Origin of the sequence: Exiguobacterium sibiricum 7-3 (genome assembly GCF_000620865.1) — a bacterium.
Taxonomy (GTDB): domain Bacteria; phylum Bacillota; class Bacilli; order Exiguobacteriales; family Exiguobacteriaceae; genus Exiguobacterium_A; species Exiguobacterium_A sibiricum_A.
In genome coordinates, this window is sequence record NZ_KK211190.1 from 283,994 (window position 1) to 300,101 (window position 16,108).

The window sequence follows — 16,108 nt, forward strand, 5'->3', positions numbered from 1 at the left end:
CACCTAACCATACCAGTTCGATAAAAACGCTGTCAACATTTTTTCTTGTCTTCAAGACATGTTCACGTTATCATTGGGAATGAGAATGATAATCAGTCGTATCGAATCGTGAGGGAGTGAGCGAGATGGAACAGCAGGAATTGTTCGATGTAACGGTAATTGGTGGAGGCCCGGCCGGGTTATACTCTACTTTCTATAGTGGACTACGCGGAATGAAGACGAAATTGATCGAATATCAGGCAGAACTGGGTGGAAAGATTCACGTCTATCCGGAGAAGATGATTTGGGACGTCGGGGGTCAGCCGCCCATTACCGGTGCAAAGCTGATGGAACAGCTGGTCGAACAAGGACTGACGTTTAATCCGACCGTTCATCTGAATGAAAAGATCATCTCGATCACGAAAGATGTGTTTGGCAATTTTGTGCTAGAGGCAGAATCGGGAACGGTCCACTATTCGAAGACGGTCATCGTTGCCGTCGGAGGCGGAATCCTCAACCCGCAGAAGCTGAAAATCGAAGGCGCTGAACGCTATGAAGTGTCGAACTTGAACTATACCGTCAAATCAATTGAACGGTTTAAGGATAAGACCGTCATTATTTCCGGCGGGGGTAACTCGGCAATCGATTGGGCGAACGAGCTCGAACCGGTCGCAAAAAAAGTTTACGTCACGTACCGGAAAGACTGCTTCACGGGGCACGAGGCGCAAGTTGAACAGCTCGTCAACAGCTCGGCTGTTTGTCTGCTCAATACGACGATCCATAAGCTGGTTGCGAGTGACGACCATCACCGGATTGCCTCGGTCGAACTGATCGATTGTGCAACAAGCGAGACGGTGGCGCTTGAGATTGACGAAGTCATCATCAACCACGGCTATGAGCAGGATGCAGAGTTGCTTGCGAACTGCGATCTTGAGTTGCAACAGGTCGATGATTTTTACATCGCCGGTACAGCATCAAGTGAGTCAAGTGTGCCCGGCCTTTACGCAGCCGGTGATATCCTGTCGCATGATGGCAAAGTTCATCTCATCTCCGGTGCATTCCAGGATGCAGCGAATGCTGTCAACCGGGCGAAGAAGTTTATTGAACCGGAGGCACCGAAAGTCGCGATGGTGTCGTCCCATAATGAAGTCTTTAAAAAACGGAATCGGGAATTGATTCAGGAAATGGTCAATCAAAATCGTTAACAGACAGAGCAAAAACGTGTTTCTACAGCCTTTTTGGCAGTAGGAACACGTTTTTTGTCCATTCTGTACTAATACAGAACGATTTGACATCTTGCTGTATTTAGGACAAAATTCACTTATGTGTTTTTAAAACGTGTGAAATTAAGGAGGCAGATTATGGCAGCAACGAAACGCAAACCACTTGGTCTTGCTTGGCAGATTTTAATCGGATTGATTCTCGGGATTACCGTCGGTGGTATCTTTTACGGGAATCCACATGTCGCGGAGTGGCTGAAGCCAATCGGTGATATCTTTATCCGGATGATGAAAATGATCGTCGTCCCAATCGTCTTTACAACAATCGTTCTCGGTGTCTCATCGGTCGGAAGTCCAAAAAGTCTTGGTCGTCTCGGCGCGAAGACACTTGGTTACTTTACAATCGTTACGATGATTGCGATCTTTACCGGATTATTCGCAGCAAACCTTGTTGAGCCGGGAGCCGGTATCAATATGGCGACGCTCGAAAAGACAGACATCTCAACGTACGTCGCAACGGAAGAAACGACGAAAGATCAAGGTCTTGTCGAGAAAATCGTTAATATCGTTCCGACGAACATCCTGGATGCGATGGTGCGTGGCGATATGCTGGCCATCATCTTCTTCTCAGTTCTGTTCGGACTTGGTGTCGGATTCGCGGGGGAAAAAGGTTTACCGGTCGTCCGCTTCTTCGAAGGGGTCGCGGCGGCAATGTTCAACCTGGTTAACATCGTCATGAAGTTCGCCCCAATCGGTGTCTTCGCCCTGATTGGTGTTACCGTCTCGACGTTCGGAATCGAATCACTCGGTTCATTGTTTAAATTGATCGGAACGTTATATGTCACAGCACTTCTATTCATGGTCATCGTCTTCGGGTCGATCATGAAATGGGTCGGGGTTCGTGTCTCGGATTTCGTCCGTGTCTTCAAAGATGAATTACTTCTGACGTATTCGACGGCATCGTCGGAAACGGTGTTACCGCGTGTCATGGAAAAACTCGAAAAAATGGGTGTTCCAAAGTCAATCGTCAGTTTCGTCGTTCCGACGGGTTACTCGTTTAACCTCGATGGATCAGCACTTTACCAAGCGATGGCGGCGTTATTCATCGCGCAGATGTACAACATTGATTTATCGATCGGCACGCAGTTGACGCTCGTCTTCGTCTTGATGTTGACATCAAAAGGAATGGCTGCGGTACCTGGCGTTTCGTTCGTTGTTTTACTCGCGACACTTGGAACGGTTGGAATTCCGCCAGAAGGTCTTGCCTTCATCGCCGGGATCGACCGGATCATGGATATGATGCGTTCTGTCGTCAACGTGACAGGGAACACGCTTGCATCACTCGTCATCGCGAAATGGGAAGGTGTCCTTGACTCCGACCAGCTGGACGAGTTCATGTCGACGGAAGGTAAGCAGGATAAAGTGAAAAGTGCATAATAGGTACGACAGCAGACCAGATGAATCGTCATCTGGTCTTTTTTTGTTATCTTAGAAATAGGAGGACGTAATCTGTTGTTCGCTGACCGCGGTATCGTGTTTGTCACGCCCGCTTTTCTCGGGCGGAACGCAAGCCGCTGTCGTCTCTGACGAAAGGGTCTCGCCTGTTCCTGACGGAAGCGGAGCTTCCTTTTCCCGCAGAAGTCGGGCGAAACACACGATACCTTCCTTTTGTCGAATCGTTACATCGTTTGATAGGATCAGAAAAAAATGAGATCACCGAGTAAAATCGGCGATCTCATTTTGCATTATTTCTTGTCGTTCTTTTTTTCCTGTTCTTTCTTAATCATCTTCTTGGCTGCCATCCGGAAGCGGAAGATGAGGTAAAGACGGTAAAAGTCGACCGCTGCGAACAGCGTCAAGAGGATTGTCCAGAAGTTGAAGACCGTTCCGGCCTCAATCGAATTGCTGTACGCGAGGTACATGAACAGAATACCGAAGATGGCATAAAAGAATGCCATGAAGTTTGAACCTTGTCGCATGAAAACACTACCTTTCGTTAATTAAGTCGTTGCGTAGAGGGCAAGCACGACGATGCCGTTATTAAAGACGTGAATGGCGATCGGTGCAATGATACGGCGGGTCTTGACGAAGACAAGCGAGAAAACGAAGCTCATCGCGACGTATATCAAGAATTTATTATCTCCGTGAATCAAACCGAAGATGACACCGCTGAGAACGAAGCTGAAGATGAAGTTCAGTTTCGTCGAGAGGTTTCCGAACATGATATGGCGGAACAAAAATTCTTCCATGATTGGACCAAGCAGGACGACCATGACTTGAAGAATCGGAATGACCTGGATGGCCTTCATGATTTCATCCGTATTTTGTGATTTCGCAATATTCTCGATACCACCAGACAGCCAAGCATCCACCAGATTGACACTGATCAGGGAGACATACAACAAGACAATCCCAATCCCGATCCACTTTAACGTATCCATCGTGTCGGTCTGATTGCCTTCTGCTTTCCACTTTTGCCAATCAGGACGCAGACAATAGAAGGAAACAATCACGGCGACGGTAAAACCAATCGCGAGCCACCAACCGAGGACGCTCGGAATCTGACTTTTTGAGAGGAAACTCGGAAAGGTTGCCGGAACAAGTTGCACGATTAAATAAATCACGATCGGAATGACGTGACGCATTTGCCACTTCTCTGCCATGTTGAACGGCAGATTGACGGAATTTTTCATCGGTTAGGACACAACTCCTTTGTAATGAAGGTACTGTCCCGATTGTAACAAACAAACCGACCGGGCGCACGAATGGTGATGGTTCAAAGATGGCGATTTCGGGAAAACGGATAAGGGTTCGGGCTTGAATTCCAACTGAAAACCGTTTAAGATAAAAATATGTTAGCACTCCAATTAAGTGAGTGCTAAAAAACAGTCATGTTCAAGGAGGATGTTTCGCATGTTAAAACCACTTGGTGATCGCATCGTGATCGAAGTCGTTAAAAAAGAAGAAACAACACTCGGAGGAATTGTTCTTCCTGGGTCAGCGAAAGAAAAGCCGCAAGAGGGTAAAGTCGTCGCTGTCGGTACAGGCCGTGTGACGGAGCAGGGTGTCCGTGTACCACTTGAAGTGAATGTCGGGGACCACGTCATCTATGCGCAATACGCAGGGTCAGAAGTGAAAGTCGATGGCAACGAATACTTAATCTTACGCGAAAGCGATATTTTAGCAGTAGCAAACTAATCAAAGGGGGATTTCAGTCATGGCAAAAGATATCTTATTCAGTGAAGAAGCACGCCGGGCGATGCTTCGTGGAGTAGACGCATTAGCAGACGCAGTCAAGGTGACGATCGGACCAAAAGGACGTAACGTCGTCCTCGAACGTAAATTCGGTTCACCACTCATCACGAATGATGGTGTGACGATCGCAAAAGAAATCGAACTCGAAGACCACTTCGAAAACATGGGCGCGAAGCTTGTGGCAGAAGTCGCATCAAAAACGAATGAAATCGCAGGGGATGGTACGACAACAGCGACAGTCCTCGCACAAGCGATGATCCGCGAAGGACTCAAAAACGTCACTGCAGGCGCTAACCCGATGGTCATTCGTAAAGGGATCGAAAAAGCAGTCCGTCGTGCCGTCGAAGAACTGCACGCGATTGCGAAACCAATCGAAGGCAAAGAAGCGATCGCACAAGTTGCGGCGATTTCAGCTGCTGACGAAGAAGTTGGTCAATTGATTGCGGAAGCGATGGAACGTGTTGGTCAGGACGGCGTTATCACAATCGAAGAATCACGCGGCTTCACGACGGAACTTGATGTCGTCGAAGGGATGCAGTTCGATCGTGGCTATGCATCACCGTACATGATCACGGATTCCGATAAGATGGAAGCGGTCCTTGAGAACCCGTACATCTTGATCACGGACAAAAAGATTTCGAACATCCAGGAAATCCTGCCGGTCCTTGAGCAAGTCGTCCAACAAAACAAACCACTCTTGATCATCGCGGAAGACGTCGAAGGCGAAGCACTCGCGACACTCGTCGTCAACAAACTCCGTGGAACGTTCAACGCGGTTGCCGTTAAAGCACCAGGTTTCGGAGACCGTCGTAAAGCGATGCTCGAAGACATCTCGATCGTCACAGGCGCAGAATTGATCACAGAAGAACTTGGTCTTGATCTCAAAGAAACACAAATTACGCAACTCGGCCGCGCGTCGAAAGTCGTCGTCTCAAAAGACAACACGACAATCGTTGAAGGTAACGGACACAGTGACTCGATCACAGCGCGTGTCGGAGCAATCCGTTCACAAATCGAAGAAACGACAAGCGACTTCGATCGTGAAAAACTGCAAGAGCGTCTCGCGAAACTCGCAGGCGGCGTAGCTGTCGTCAAAGTCGGCGCAGCAACAGAAACGGAACTGAAAGAACGGAAGCTTCGGATCGAAGATGCACTCAACGCGACACGTGCAGCCGTTGAAGAAGGAATCGTTGCCGGTGGAGGAACAGCCTTCATTCACGTGACGAAAGCCGTTGAATCGATTCTTGCTGTCACAACTGGCGACGAAGCGACAGGTGTCAATATCGTTCTTCGTGCGCTTGAAGCACCACTCCGTCAAATCGCGGAAAACGCCGGTCAAGAAGGCTCAGTCATCGTCGAGCGTCTCAAGCATGAAGCGCAAGGTATGGGTTACAATGCCGCAACAGACGAGTACGTCGACATGATTGAAACAGGAATCGTCGATCCGGCGAAAGTAACGCGTTCAGCACTTCAAAACGCAGCCTCTGTTTCAGCGATGTTCTTGACGACAGAAGCCGTCATCGCCGATAAACCGGAGCCAGCCGGTGCACCTGCAATGCCTGATATGGGCGGCATGGGTGGAATGGGCGGCATGATGTAATTTAGCTACATGAATTCCTGATTAATGGGGTTCGTGTTTGGTAATTCACTTTTAACGTTCTAGAAGGTCCTTTGTAAGTTCTTTGAACTTATAAAGGGCCTTCTTTTTTTTAGTATGGAATTTCTTTTGATATGAATAAAATTATTTTTGGATTCTTTGAAAAATTAGTAGTCTATTTTCAAATAAATGTAATTTCAATTCAGGAAAACTATATAATTAGAAGTCTAGTATAGTAAGCGGTAAAACTGTAAGGAGGAATGAAGCATGGAGAACAGGATTCATATCATGGGTGCTTCGGGATCCGGAACATCCACACTGGGAAAAGCTTTAGCAGAGGTTCTACGATGTAATGCTTTAGATACAGATGATTATTTTTGGATATCTAAATTTACTGAACAACGACCTATACCTGACAGGATAGAAATGCTGAAAAATGATTTGTCCAAATCCGAAAAATGGGTTTTATCAGGAGCTGTTGTGAAGTGGGGAGAATGCTTAGAGTCGCATTTTGATCTCGTTGTTTTCTTATGGGTTCCGCCACAAACCAGACTTGCAAGATTACAGCAACGTGAAATAGCACGATATGGAGAAGAAGTATTGCCGGGTGGCGATAAGTATGAACAATCGCAAACTTTTCTTAAGTGGGCTGCTCTGTATGATCATGCAGGTATGGAAGTAAGAAGCAAAATTTTACATGAACAGTGGATGCAAAAATTATCTTGTCCGATCTTAAGAATTGAAGGCGACTATTCTATTGAAGAATGTGTTACAAGGGTTAAACAGTATTTGGATAAAAATATTTAAACTAATGTTAAAATTCAGAAGAAGTATTTAATATTTTTTTTATGAAGTGTTACCTTGGAAATTACATAGCAAAGGATGAGTTCAATGGATCCGTTTGAAAAAATTATAATTCAGCCGTTAAAAGATTATCTTGTAACTATCGTCAACACGACTAATGACTTCTTTCCGATCATCGGTAAGCTTATTCCGAATTTTTCGAACGGCATCTGGTCCTATGAAGAAGAGTTATATGATACTCCATCTGAAATCCGCTTTCCGGATGACAAATTGGATTGGTCTGCTTATATCGACAGCAGTGAAAAAATTGTCTTGTTAGCTTTTCATGAAGACACTTGCATCGGTCAAATCCGTCTCGTGAAAGACTGGAACCGTTTTGCCTATATTGAAAACATTGCTGTCAAAAAGGATTTCCGGAAAAGCGGTGTCGGTCACTTATTGCTTGAAGCAGCAGAAACCTGGGCGAAGGGACAGTCGTTGATTGGCCTATCGCTTGAAGCACAAAACGATAATCTGATTGCCTGCCGTTTTTACGTCAAAGAAGGATTTGTCCTTGGTGGTGTGGATACGCTGAAACAATCCGCTAATCCGAACATTGATTTGACACTATACTGGTACAAGATTTTTTCGGAAACTGAAGGAACTGCCGATGAACAAGGATGAATTGATCGCATTAGCGGAACAGATGTCGATTGATGAATATGTGTACGATGAAGAACGAGGTTATTCCACGAGTGAAGGTTCGCCGTCTGACTTGGCGTATGAAATAGCACGGCGCTTTCAGGATGTTCAAATGCTTCCTGTGTTAATGGACCTGCTTGAACAGACGAAGCGACTAGAAATGAAACAGTATTTCTACTTTATGCTTGGCACGATTGGTACGAATACAGGCGACGTCCTTGTTGTTAACCTACTGTTAGAACGGCTGGCACAAGAGACAAAGCCGACATTAATCGTCAAAGTCCTTGATGAACTGGCGAAACAGGAACAGGTGGACGATGCGGCAGCTATCATCAAGTATGTCGAGGATCCTCGTTCGGCTGTTCGAAATTCGGCAATTGAGGCATTACGTGTCTGTCGGGGAGATGCAGTAGAGGATGCTTTAATTCGATTTATTACGACCTCCACTGATTCATTTGAAATCACAAGTGCAAATTTTGTGTTGGCAACAATCGGAACGAAGCGGGTGATTCCGTATCTGTTACCGCTCCTAGATCATCCGAAAGGTGATGTCCGGCACTCGGCACTCAATGCGCTCAGTGAACTTGGAGACGATTCGTTCCTGCCGTTGTTTTTAAAAGGTTTGGAGGATCGGTCAATCGACGTCAAAACGTATGCCTTGCTCGGAATTGTGAAACACGGAGATGCATCCGCCATTCAGCCGGTCATCAAACGGCTGAAAATAATGTTGAAGCGGAAGCGGCAGATTCAAAGTGACGAAGGCCTGGCTGCACTGCGTTTTTTAAATCGCTATCGACAATCCGACAAGACGATTCCGGTGTTATTTGACTGGATCGTCGCGAAAAAATGGAATGTTATGTTTGACGACGAGCAAGACTGGCTGAATGAGCATCTCGAAGGCAACAGATGATCTGTACAATCTAGATTCATCAACAATAAAAAAAGACGAAACCGGATTAAAGTCCGGCTTCGTCTTTTTTACTTCAACCCGTTCTTTTCAATGATCGCGTCCGACAGACGCAAATCGTTCCGCACCTGTTTCGTCTGCGGTCGGCACATGTCGCGCGCGACCGCTTCTTTTGTCGAGACGTCATAACACGTGCCATTGCCCGCTTTCCCGGTCAGCTTCGCTTTGTAATAGTAGTTTTTATAACGGAATGAACCGTCGCGGAACGCTGTCAGGTTCGGTTCGTCATCAAGCAACGAGTGTCCCGTCATGTACGGGGCGTCGAGATTGAGTAAATCGACGATCGTCGGGGCGATATCGATTTGTCCGCCGTTTTCCTGGATCGTTTTACCCGTGTCCTGATTCGGTTTCTTGATGAACAGCGGTACACGGCGGTCGAGTTCAAAAGCATCGACAGCATTGTCGATTTGCGCTTTTTGCTGCATCTCACTGTCTTTGTTCGTCAGACCGCTGTCATGATCGCCGTAAAAGATAACGAGTGTGTCGTCCCACATGTCTTTTTTCTTCAATTCCTTGACCATCTGTCCGACGGCCCCGTCGACATAACGGATCGTTTGATAATACCGTTTCAGCATCGGATCCTCGTAACCGGACAAGTCCAGTTGCTGTTCGTCTTTCGGAATTTCATATGGGGTATGACTCGTCAAAGCGACGAGGAACGAGAAGTATGGTTCCTTTAACGTTTCCATGTGTTCAATCGATTTTTGGAAAAACTGTTTATCATTTAATGCCATACCGATTTTCTTTTGTTTCGGATAATCGTCCTGGCTGAAAAAATGCTTGAATCCGATGTTTTGATAGACCTGATCGCGGTTCCAAAAGCCTTTTTCATACGCATGCATCGCGGCCGTATCATATCCGTTCGTACGCAACAGATTGGGCAGCGCGTCAAACTCGTTATCCGGGAACCGGGTATAGACGGAACCGGATTTTAACGGATAAAGCGACGTGTTCGTAATGAATTCGGCGTCCGAAGTCCGCCCTTCGTGTGTCTGATGATAAAACGATGGGAAATACAGCGATTCTTTTTTCAGCTGATTTAAGTTCGGTGTTAAGGTCTGACCGTTAATCTGTTGATCGATGACAGAAGCCTGGAACGATTCGAGCTGGACGAGAATGATATTCGGTTTTTTCGTGACGCCGTCTGCGGCTGAAGTCGAGTTGCCCTCGATTCGTTGACGCTCAGACGCGGTCAAGCTTTCTTCTGAGCCGATTGCTCCTTGGATTCCGCGGAACAGATCGAGTCCATGGTACCCCCAGAAACCGAGCTGATAATAGTCCCGCATGTCGGAGACCGACTGGCTGAGCCGTTGATCTTCTTTGACGACGCTGTAGGTGACTGGCGCAGCAAACAGGATTACACCCGTGAGGAAGACAAGACCTGCCGTCTTCTGGCGTTTGCTTTTCGTGACCGCAAACGTCTTGTTGCGTGTAAAGAAGAGAATCGCTAAGAAAATCAGGCTGTCCGCAAACAACAGGAAGTCGGACGGCAGGATCAGGGCGGCGAAACCGCTGCTGACATCACCCATCTGCAACATCTGCGACATCAACGAGACTGACAGGAAATCTTCGAAGTAACGGTAGTACCACAGATCGGAAATCAAGAGGAAGCTGTGGGCAATTAAAAGACCCAACCAAATCCAGCGGCGTTTGTTCCACTGGATCAACAGCGTCCAACTCGACAGCACGAACATCCCGCCGAGGTTCATGAAAAAGAGGTCAACCGGGAAAGCGGTGTTGGTATAAAAGCTGAACAGCACGAATTTTAACGTGCCTAACAATAAGTAGAGGGCGTAACCAAATACAATCATAATATTCTCCTAACGTTCGTCATTATTGTGAAGTAGTCTATACCCTCAACTAAATGGGAACGAACGTTTGAATCGGTTGGGATATGTTTGTCATTGACCTGATGTATCAAAAAACATCTGAATAGAAAAAATAAATGGAATAAAATAGAATTAATCACTGAATTTTGAAAGGATGTTCTACATACATGAACTGGAAACATTGGATGGGAGGTGCCGCGGTCGTCTGCGGAACCTGGTTAACGCTGACGACATTGACGGAAGCAGCACCGTACGACATTAAAAAGAATGATCAAGCAATCATCGGATTTTATGACTTAGAAACGAAGCAGACGACACCGTATCCAAGCGGCGTTTCACCATACGCGTTCCTGCGGGCGGACTCTGCGGACAAGACATGGTTCCTGTTCCAGGACGATTATTTTGACGAAAGCTTCCAGCCGTACTATTTGATGAATGCCAAAACCGGTACATCGGAAGAAGTAAAGCTTCCGGCTAACCTGGAGTATTTACGGGTTCTCGATCAAAATCATCTTATGGCGCGCGGGATCTCGGATGCGTTTCATATAGTAGAGCGGCAGGGAAACGAATTCGTCATCAGCGATACACTAAAGGATGGACGTAGTCCCTCCGTTCAGTGGATCAGTCCAAATCGTTTCTCCCTGATCCGTGACGGGGTTGCCGACTGGTACGATGTGAAGACAGACGGGACGTTTGAAAAAGTCCGGACCGTCGAAGTAAACAGCTTTTATTCGTTAACCGGTGACTGGATTCTTGATGTCAGCAAAACAGCTGTAATTCGGAATGTCGAAACGAAGCAGACGTACGCCTTACCGAATAAACGGACCGATCAGGTTGTCCGTGGCGCCTATGAGACGGCAGACAGTTTGTATATCCAATTGACGGAAGAGGACGAGACAAAAGACGATCACCAATCAACTTCCTTGTATGTTCTAAACAAGCAAACAGGACAAGTCAAAACACTCGTCGACTATTCCGACGGTCTGGCACAGGAAGTTCTGACGGATGGACGCGCCGTTTACCGGGTGAACGGTCAAACGACGCTGCTCGACTTTAAAGCGTATTTACGTCAACCGATTGCGATTGACGATCGGACGAAAGCGGATACGGCATTTCTTGAAAAGACGGCATTGACACCGGATGTCCAACTGACGCGAATCGACGGGACAACGGAGCCGCTTGCGCTTCGAGATATTACGTTTACGGGCGACGTGGACCAGGAGAACGGTGTCCGGATTCCGACGAGTCAAAAGCGGATTTACAATACGGCCTATACAGTCGCGTATACGGCGGAAACAGGTGTCGTCCTGAAAGACACGACGCGTTATCAACACAAACGCTATTTGACGGCGACGCTCGATTCACTGAAGGAAGTCAAAGAAGGGGTCTATACGTACCCGATTGATCTGGGACAGGCTGATGTACCGGTCAACGTGTTCCGTCAGGACGGAACACTTATCAACAGTGCGGTCTCGGACGAGAAGGGGATGCTGACCATCGGACTCGGCACGACCGGATTGCTCGGGCAGCCGGTCTCGTTTAAAATCGGTGACGAAAATACGTTCGATCAGAAAACGACGGTACAACGGACGGTCGCCGGATACGAAATTCCGCGTGTGACCCAGTCGACGAATACGAATTTCAAAACCTTTACGTACCGGTTGGAGAGTAAACAGGACGGCGGAACGTATACCGTCTATCATGGAAAGAAAAAAATCACAGCCGTTCCGGCAACGAAGAAGACGGAACTGACGATTCCGTATACCAATCAACTGGCCGAGTACCGGATTGTCCGTTCCGGCAGTTACGTCTCGAAATCACTGGCGTTAAAAGACAGCGTGATGTTGTACAGTACGTTAAACAATCCGTTAAACGACGAACAGACGACAATTGACGGTGTACTCGATGCGGATGCGTCTTACGGAAAACTCTACATCGACGGCAAGTACACAGCGTACATCGACCGGAAGAAAACACGGATTTTCGCCATCCCGACCAAACCGTTGAAAGCCGGCCAGGTCGTCAAGCTCGTGGCGCGCAAAGGAACGCAACTGCAGGTTTCCGAGCAACGGGTCGTCGCAGCCGGTAATCCGACGCTGAAATCGTACACGACGACACTAAGTCCGACGAGTACAGCCTGGAAAGTCAAAGCGACAAAAGGCAAGACGATTGTCGTGACGATCAATCAAAAGCGGTATACAAAAATCGCGACCGGCAAAACACAGACGATGACGTTCCCGAAACAAAAACGCGGCACACGTGTGACGGTTCATGCGGAATCAATCAAATTACGCAAGAGTAAAATCTTTACACTGACTGTGAAATAAGCCGGATATAATACGACTCTTCCACGCTGGAGGAGTCGTATTTGTTATGGGAAAAAACGAATAAATTGTAAAATTTAATTTCTAAATGTTGTGGATTTTATAAGTATTTTACTTTAGGATGGATTGGTGCGTGTTTAACGATGAAGGGAAAAATTTCAATTCAATTTTTTCTGCATGAGAAAAAAAGTATAGGAGCTAATACAAAATGAATCAACTGAATCAAAAAGAAGCACCGCCTCAAAAACTCATTAACACCAAAAGCCAGTTCCGCCCTGAAATCGAGGGGTTGCGTGTTGTCGCCGCCCTGCTCGTCGCGGTCTATCATATTTGGTTCAACCGTGTCTCGGGTGGTGTCGATGTTTTCTTCGTCATCTCCGGATTCCTGATCACGACGTCGATTATCTCGACGATCAACCGGACGGGTGAATTTCGTTTCCTGCCTTATGTGACAAAATTAATTAAACGGCTGTTGCCGTCGGTCCTGTTCATTTTGGCCGTCGTCCTCGTTCTCAGTTCATTTTTACTGCCGCAATCGATTCTAGAGAAGACAATTCGTGAAGTCGTCGCCTCGATGTTTTTCTATCAAAACTGGCAACTCGCCATCTCGAGTACGGATTACCTGGATGCGAGTCAGATGAAATCGCCGGTCGAACATTTCTGGGCACTGTCGATTCAAGGTCAGTTCTATATGATTTGGTTTGTTCTGTTCTCATTCATCTTATGGATGGTCAAGAAGTATACGATTAAAAACGTCAAACCGATGATCAACACGATTTTAGGGGTGTTGTTCGTCACATCGTTAAGCTATTCGATTTATTTAACTGAAGTCAATCAGCCGTGGGCCTATTTCATCACGATGACGCGCGTTTGGGAATTTGCCTTAGGTAGCCTGCTTTGCATCAACCTGTCGTCGATCCATGTTCCGAAATGGATGGCGACCTTGATGGGCTGGCTCGGTCTGATTGGTCTTGTCCTGACCGGTATCCTCTTTAACGTTTCTCAAATGTTCCCGGGTTACATCGCCCTTTGGCCGATGACCTGTGCATTGTTCATCGTCTTGTCCGGAACACGCGACACGACGTTCGGCATCAAACGTTTCCTCGGATCAAAGCCGATGGTCAAACTCGGAGGCATCGCCTTCGGAATTTACCTTTGGCACTGGGTCCTGCTTGAATTTTACCGCTACAACGTCCAGCAGACACCGGGCTTCCTCATGGGAACGGCCATCATTCTATCAGCGATTTTATTGTCGTACCTGATGACGGAATTTATTGAAAAACCGATTCGCAGTGCAAAAGTCGACCGGGCGGCTTTCAAGAAGCTCGGCATCATGATGAGCATCAATGTCTTGTTGATCGGGTCACTCTTCGGACTGAAATATTTCGAAGAACAGGAATTAAAGAACGGTGTCAGCGCAAGCGATTATCCGGGCGCAATGGCCGTCAAGAATCCGGACAAAACGCCGGAGCACGATCCGTTCCCATCGTATGCGAATGTCTTTGATGATCTGCCGCTCGTCCATGTCGACGGCAGCAACCAAGGACTAAATAAAAGTGACGTCAAAGTCGGCGAATACGGTGAGACGAAAGACTACATCGCGACCATCGCTCTTGTCGGGAGCTCACACTCGGAGCAGTGGTTCGGAGCGATTCATGAAGCCGCAAAAGGCGAAAAGTACCGTATTTTAAACATTACCCGTTCCGGGACACGCTTCTCGACCGGCTATGATGATAATGTCTTAAAAGGCATCTGGAATCAAAACGTCCTCGACTATTTAAAGGATGCTGATGTCGATCTGATCATCTCGCACGTCACGGCGGCAGATGCGACGAAAGATAAGATTCATCAACAGATGGTCGATCAAATGCAGTACGTCAAGGATGAGTACGGCATCGATGGTCTGGCGCTGCGGGATAATCCGCGTTACAGCTTCAACGTCCTCGAATCGCTTGAGACGACGAACATCAAGGAAACGACGAAAAAGATGAACGCCGAAGTCAACCAACGCGATGAAGCGTACTGGAAAAACTTCGAAAAGACGAACAAGTCGCTCTATAAACTCGATTTAACGGATCACTTCCGGGTCGATGGCGAATTCCGTCCAGTCATCGGGAACGTCGTCATCTATCGTGACGTCAGTCATATGACGAACTCGTATGCTGAAAGCTTCGGACCGGTCTTCAAACAGAAACTGAATGAAGTCGTGACGGATATCCTGAAGAAAAAAGAAGAAAAGTAAGAACTGAAACACTTCCACTTATGGGTGGAGGTGTTTTTTGTAGAGAAAACAGGTCTTTGGAATAATTTGGGGAATATAACAGGGAACGTAAAAAGGGGGAACAACACATGACAGAAACTGAACTCGCACAACGTTTTCAGACGTTTGCCGAACGGGAGTGCCGCGACTCCAGTCCGTTATACGAATACTTATCACTCGAAATTGCCAAGGATCCAGGAATTCTTAGCCTATGCCGGCATGCCCGCGACGGTCAACCGGTGCCGAACCTCCTGTTCGGAGCAGTTCATTACCTGCTGCTCAAAGGCGTCGATCATCCGCTCGCCACGTATTATCCGAGCGTGACGAACCAGCCGAAGCCTTTTAATAATGCGTTTGCCGACTTCCAGTCATTTTGTCAGACGTACGAAGCGGATCTGATTCTGTTGCTTGCGCAACGGCTCGTTCAAACGAATGAAGTCCGGCGCTGTACGTATCTTTATCCGGTCTTCAGTCAGATTCATCAACAGACCGAGCAACCACTTGCGTTGCTCGAAATTGGAACAAGTGCCGGCTTGCAATTGTTGTTTGATAAATACAGCTACGTATACGGAAACGGGGAAGTCGTCGGAAATCCATCATCGCGCCTTCAGTTGACATCGGTCATCGAGGGGACGGAAACGCCTGCCATGGCACAAACACCGCCGCCGGTCACAAGTCGGATCGGACTTGATCTGAACATCGTCGACTTGAAAGATGCGGACGAACAACTCTGGCTGAAAGCGTTAATTTGGACGGAACACCACGAGCGGCTCGCGATGTTCGAGTCGGCTGCCCGGTACGTCGAAGAGTTCCCGCTGGAGCTGGTCGAAGGGGACGGAGTCCGCTTGTTGCCGCACTATGCAGCACAGACACCGGATGACAGCATCCTCTGTATCTTCCATACGCATGTCGCGAACCAGATGCCGCTCGCGGTCAAAAAAGAACTGTTGCAGGTCGTCGAAGAAATCGGTCGGACGCGCAATCTCTATCACGTTTATAACAATGTTCAGGATCGTTATCTGCACCTTGATTCGTACATCGACGGCGTCTTGACGGAACAGACGATTGCCGAAACGGACGGACACGGCCGCTGGTTCAAATGGCTCGTAACACAAGAAGTGTAAAATCCTCTTGAATTCAAGGGAAACGTGTTACTTTATCCAAAAAACGGGAAAAGATGATTTGTACATCC

The 16,108-nt window shown here is 47.3% G+C and carries 13 protein-coding genes; 10 read left to right on the top strand and 3 right to left on the bottom strand.

The genetic code is table 11. The features are described from left to right. Positions 1-125: 125 nt before the first annotated feature. Both P402_RS0102515 and P402_RS0102520 read left to right on the top strand, forming a co-directional pair. Positions 126-1,184 (top strand): NAD(P)/FAD-dependent oxidoreductase, encoded by a 1,059-nt coding sequence (locus tag P402_RS0102515; RefSeq protein WP_026827272.1) that lies wholly within the window; start codon positions 126-128, stop codon positions 1,182-1,184. Positions 1,185-1,340: 156 nt separating this feature from the next. After that, complete coding sequence (locus P402_RS0102520; protein WP_026827273.1) at positions 1,341-2,636, top strand: cation:dicarboxylate symporter family transporter; 1,296 nt, start codon at positions 1,341-1,343, stop codon at positions 2,634-2,636. A gap of 308 nt (positions 2,637-2,944) precedes the next feature. On the opposite strand, the gene P402_RS0102530 is transcribed toward P402_RS0102520, so the two are convergent. Continuing rightward, positions 2,945-3,178: a DUF4305 domain-containing protein gene (locus P402_RS0102530; protein ID WP_026827274.1), complete on the bottom strand. Its 234-nt coding sequence runs from the start codon at positions 3,176-3,178 to the stop codon at positions 2,945-2,947. A 21-nt stretch (positions 3,179-3,199) separates the two neighbouring features. Continuing rightward, positions 3,200-3,892 (bottom strand): CPBP family intramembrane glutamic endopeptidase, encoded by a 693-nt coding sequence (locus P402_RS0102535; protein ID WP_026827275.1) that lies wholly within the window; start codon positions 3,890-3,892, stop codon positions 3,200-3,202. Positions 3,893-4,112: 220 nt separating this feature from the next. Here P402_RS0102535 and groES point away from each other — a divergent pair, with 220 nt between their 5' ends. The 5 genes from groES (at position 4,113) to P402_RS0102560 (ending at position 8,446) form a co-directional block, all read left to right on the top strand. Further along, positions 4,113-4,397 (top strand): co-chaperone GroES, encoded by a 285-nt coding sequence (gene groES, locus P402_RS0102540; protein WP_012371631.1) that lies wholly within the window; start codon positions 4,113-4,115, stop codon positions 4,395-4,397. Between the two features lie 19 nt (positions 4,398-4,416). Further along, positions 4,417-6,054, top strand: coding sequence for a chaperonin GroEL (groL, locus tag P402_RS0102545; protein WP_012371630.1), 1,638 nt, complete (start codon positions 4,417-4,419; stop codon positions 6,052-6,054). 264 nt (positions 6,055-6,318) lie between these two features. Further along, complete coding sequence (locus P402_RS0102550) at positions 6,319-6,858, top strand: ATP-binding protein (RefSeq protein WP_026827276.1); 540 nt, start codon at positions 6,319-6,321, stop codon at positions 6,856-6,858. Positions 6,859-6,942: 84 nt separating this feature from the next. Then, entirely contained in the window at positions 6,943-7,518 is a 576-nt protein-coding gene (locus tag P402_RS0102555) for a GNAT family N-acetyltransferase (RefSeq protein ID WP_026827277.1), read from the top strand. Beyond that, positions 7,505-8,446 (top strand): HEAT repeat domain-containing protein, encoded by a 942-nt coding sequence (locus tag P402_RS0102560; RefSeq protein ID WP_026827278.1) that lies wholly within the window; start codon positions 7,505-7,507, stop codon positions 8,444-8,446. The genes P402_RS0102555 and P402_RS0102560 overlap by 14 nt, the downstream gene beginning before the upstream one ends. Positions 8,447-8,514: 68 nt before the next feature. Here P402_RS0102560 and P402_RS0102565 read toward each other — a convergent pair whose 3' ends face one another. Continuing rightward, positions 8,515-10,314: an LTA synthase family protein gene (locus P402_RS0102565; protein ID WP_026827279.1), complete on the bottom strand. Its 1,800-nt coding sequence runs from the start codon at positions 10,312-10,314 to the stop codon at positions 8,515-8,517. A 185-nt stretch (positions 10,315-10,499) separates the two neighbouring features. Here P402_RS0102565 and P402_RS0102570 point away from each other — a divergent pair, with 185 nt between their 5' ends. From P402_RS0102570 to P402_RS0102580, 3 genes are all read left to right on the top strand, one after another. After that, entirely contained in the window at positions 10,500-12,659 is a 2,160-nt protein-coding gene (locus P402_RS0102570; protein ID WP_026827280.1) for a hypothetical protein, read from the top strand. Between the two features lie 205 nt (positions 12,660-12,864). Continuing rightward, on the top strand, positions 12,865-14,898 hold the full coding sequence (locus P402_RS0102575; protein WP_026827281.1) for an acyltransferase family protein: 2,034 nt from the start codon (positions 12,865-12,867) through the stop codon (positions 14,896-14,898). 107 nt (positions 14,899-15,005) lie between these two features. Further along, positions 15,006-16,040 carry a DUF2332 domain-containing protein gene (locus P402_RS0102580; RefSeq protein ID WP_026827282.1) on the top strand — a complete coding sequence of 345 codons (1,035 nt, stop codon included), beginning with the start codon at positions 15,006-15,008 and terminating at the stop codon, positions 16,038-16,040. Positions 16,041-16,108 lie beyond the last annotated feature (68 nt).

Coding starts and splice junctions, on each gene's coding strand:
- P402_RS0102515 (WP_026827272.1), top strand. CDS start 126: ATGGAACAGCAGGAATTGTTCGATGTAACGGTAATTGGTGGAGGCCCG.
- P402_RS0102520 (WP_026827273.1), top strand. CDS start 1,341: ATGGCAGCAACGAAACGCAAACCACTTGGTCTTGCTTGGCAGATTTTA.
- P402_RS0102530 (WP_026827274.1), bottom strand. CDS start 3,178: ATGCGACAAGGTTCAAACTTCATGGCATTCTTTTATGCCATCTTCGGT.
- P402_RS0102535 (WP_026827275.1), bottom strand. CDS start 3,892: ATGAAAAATTCCGTCAATCTGCCGTTCAACATGGCAGAGAAGTGGCAA.
- groES (WP_012371631.1), top strand. CDS start 4,113: ATGTTAAAACCACTTGGTGATCGCATCGTGATCGAAGTCGTTAAAAAA.
- groL (WP_012371630.1), top strand. CDS start 4,417: ATGGCAAAAGATATCTTATTCAGTGAAGAAGCACGCCGGGCGATGCTT.
- P402_RS0102550 (WP_026827276.1), top strand. CDS start 6,319: ATGGAGAACAGGATTCATATCATGGGTGCTTCGGGATCCGGAACATCC.
- P402_RS0102555 (WP_026827277.1), top strand. CDS start 6,943: ATGGATCCGTTTGAAAAAATTATAATTCAGCCGTTAAAAGATTATCTT.
- P402_RS0102560 (WP_026827278.1), top strand. CDS start 7,505: ATGAACAAGGATGAATTGATCGCATTAGCGGAACAGATGTCGATTGAT.
- P402_RS0102565 (WP_026827279.1), bottom strand. CDS start 10,314: ATGATTGTATTTGGTTACGCCCTCTACTTATTGTTAGGCACGTTAAAA.
- P402_RS0102570 (WP_026827280.1), top strand. CDS start 10,500: ATGAACTGGAAACATTGGATGGGAGGTGCCGCGGTCGTCTGCGGAACC.
- P402_RS0102575 (WP_026827281.1), top strand. CDS start 12,865: ATGAATCAACTGAATCAAAAAGAAGCACCGCCTCAAAAACTCATTAAC.
- P402_RS0102580 (WP_026827282.1), top strand. CDS start 15,006: ATGACAGAAACTGAACTCGCACAACGTTTTCAGACGTTTGCCGAACGG.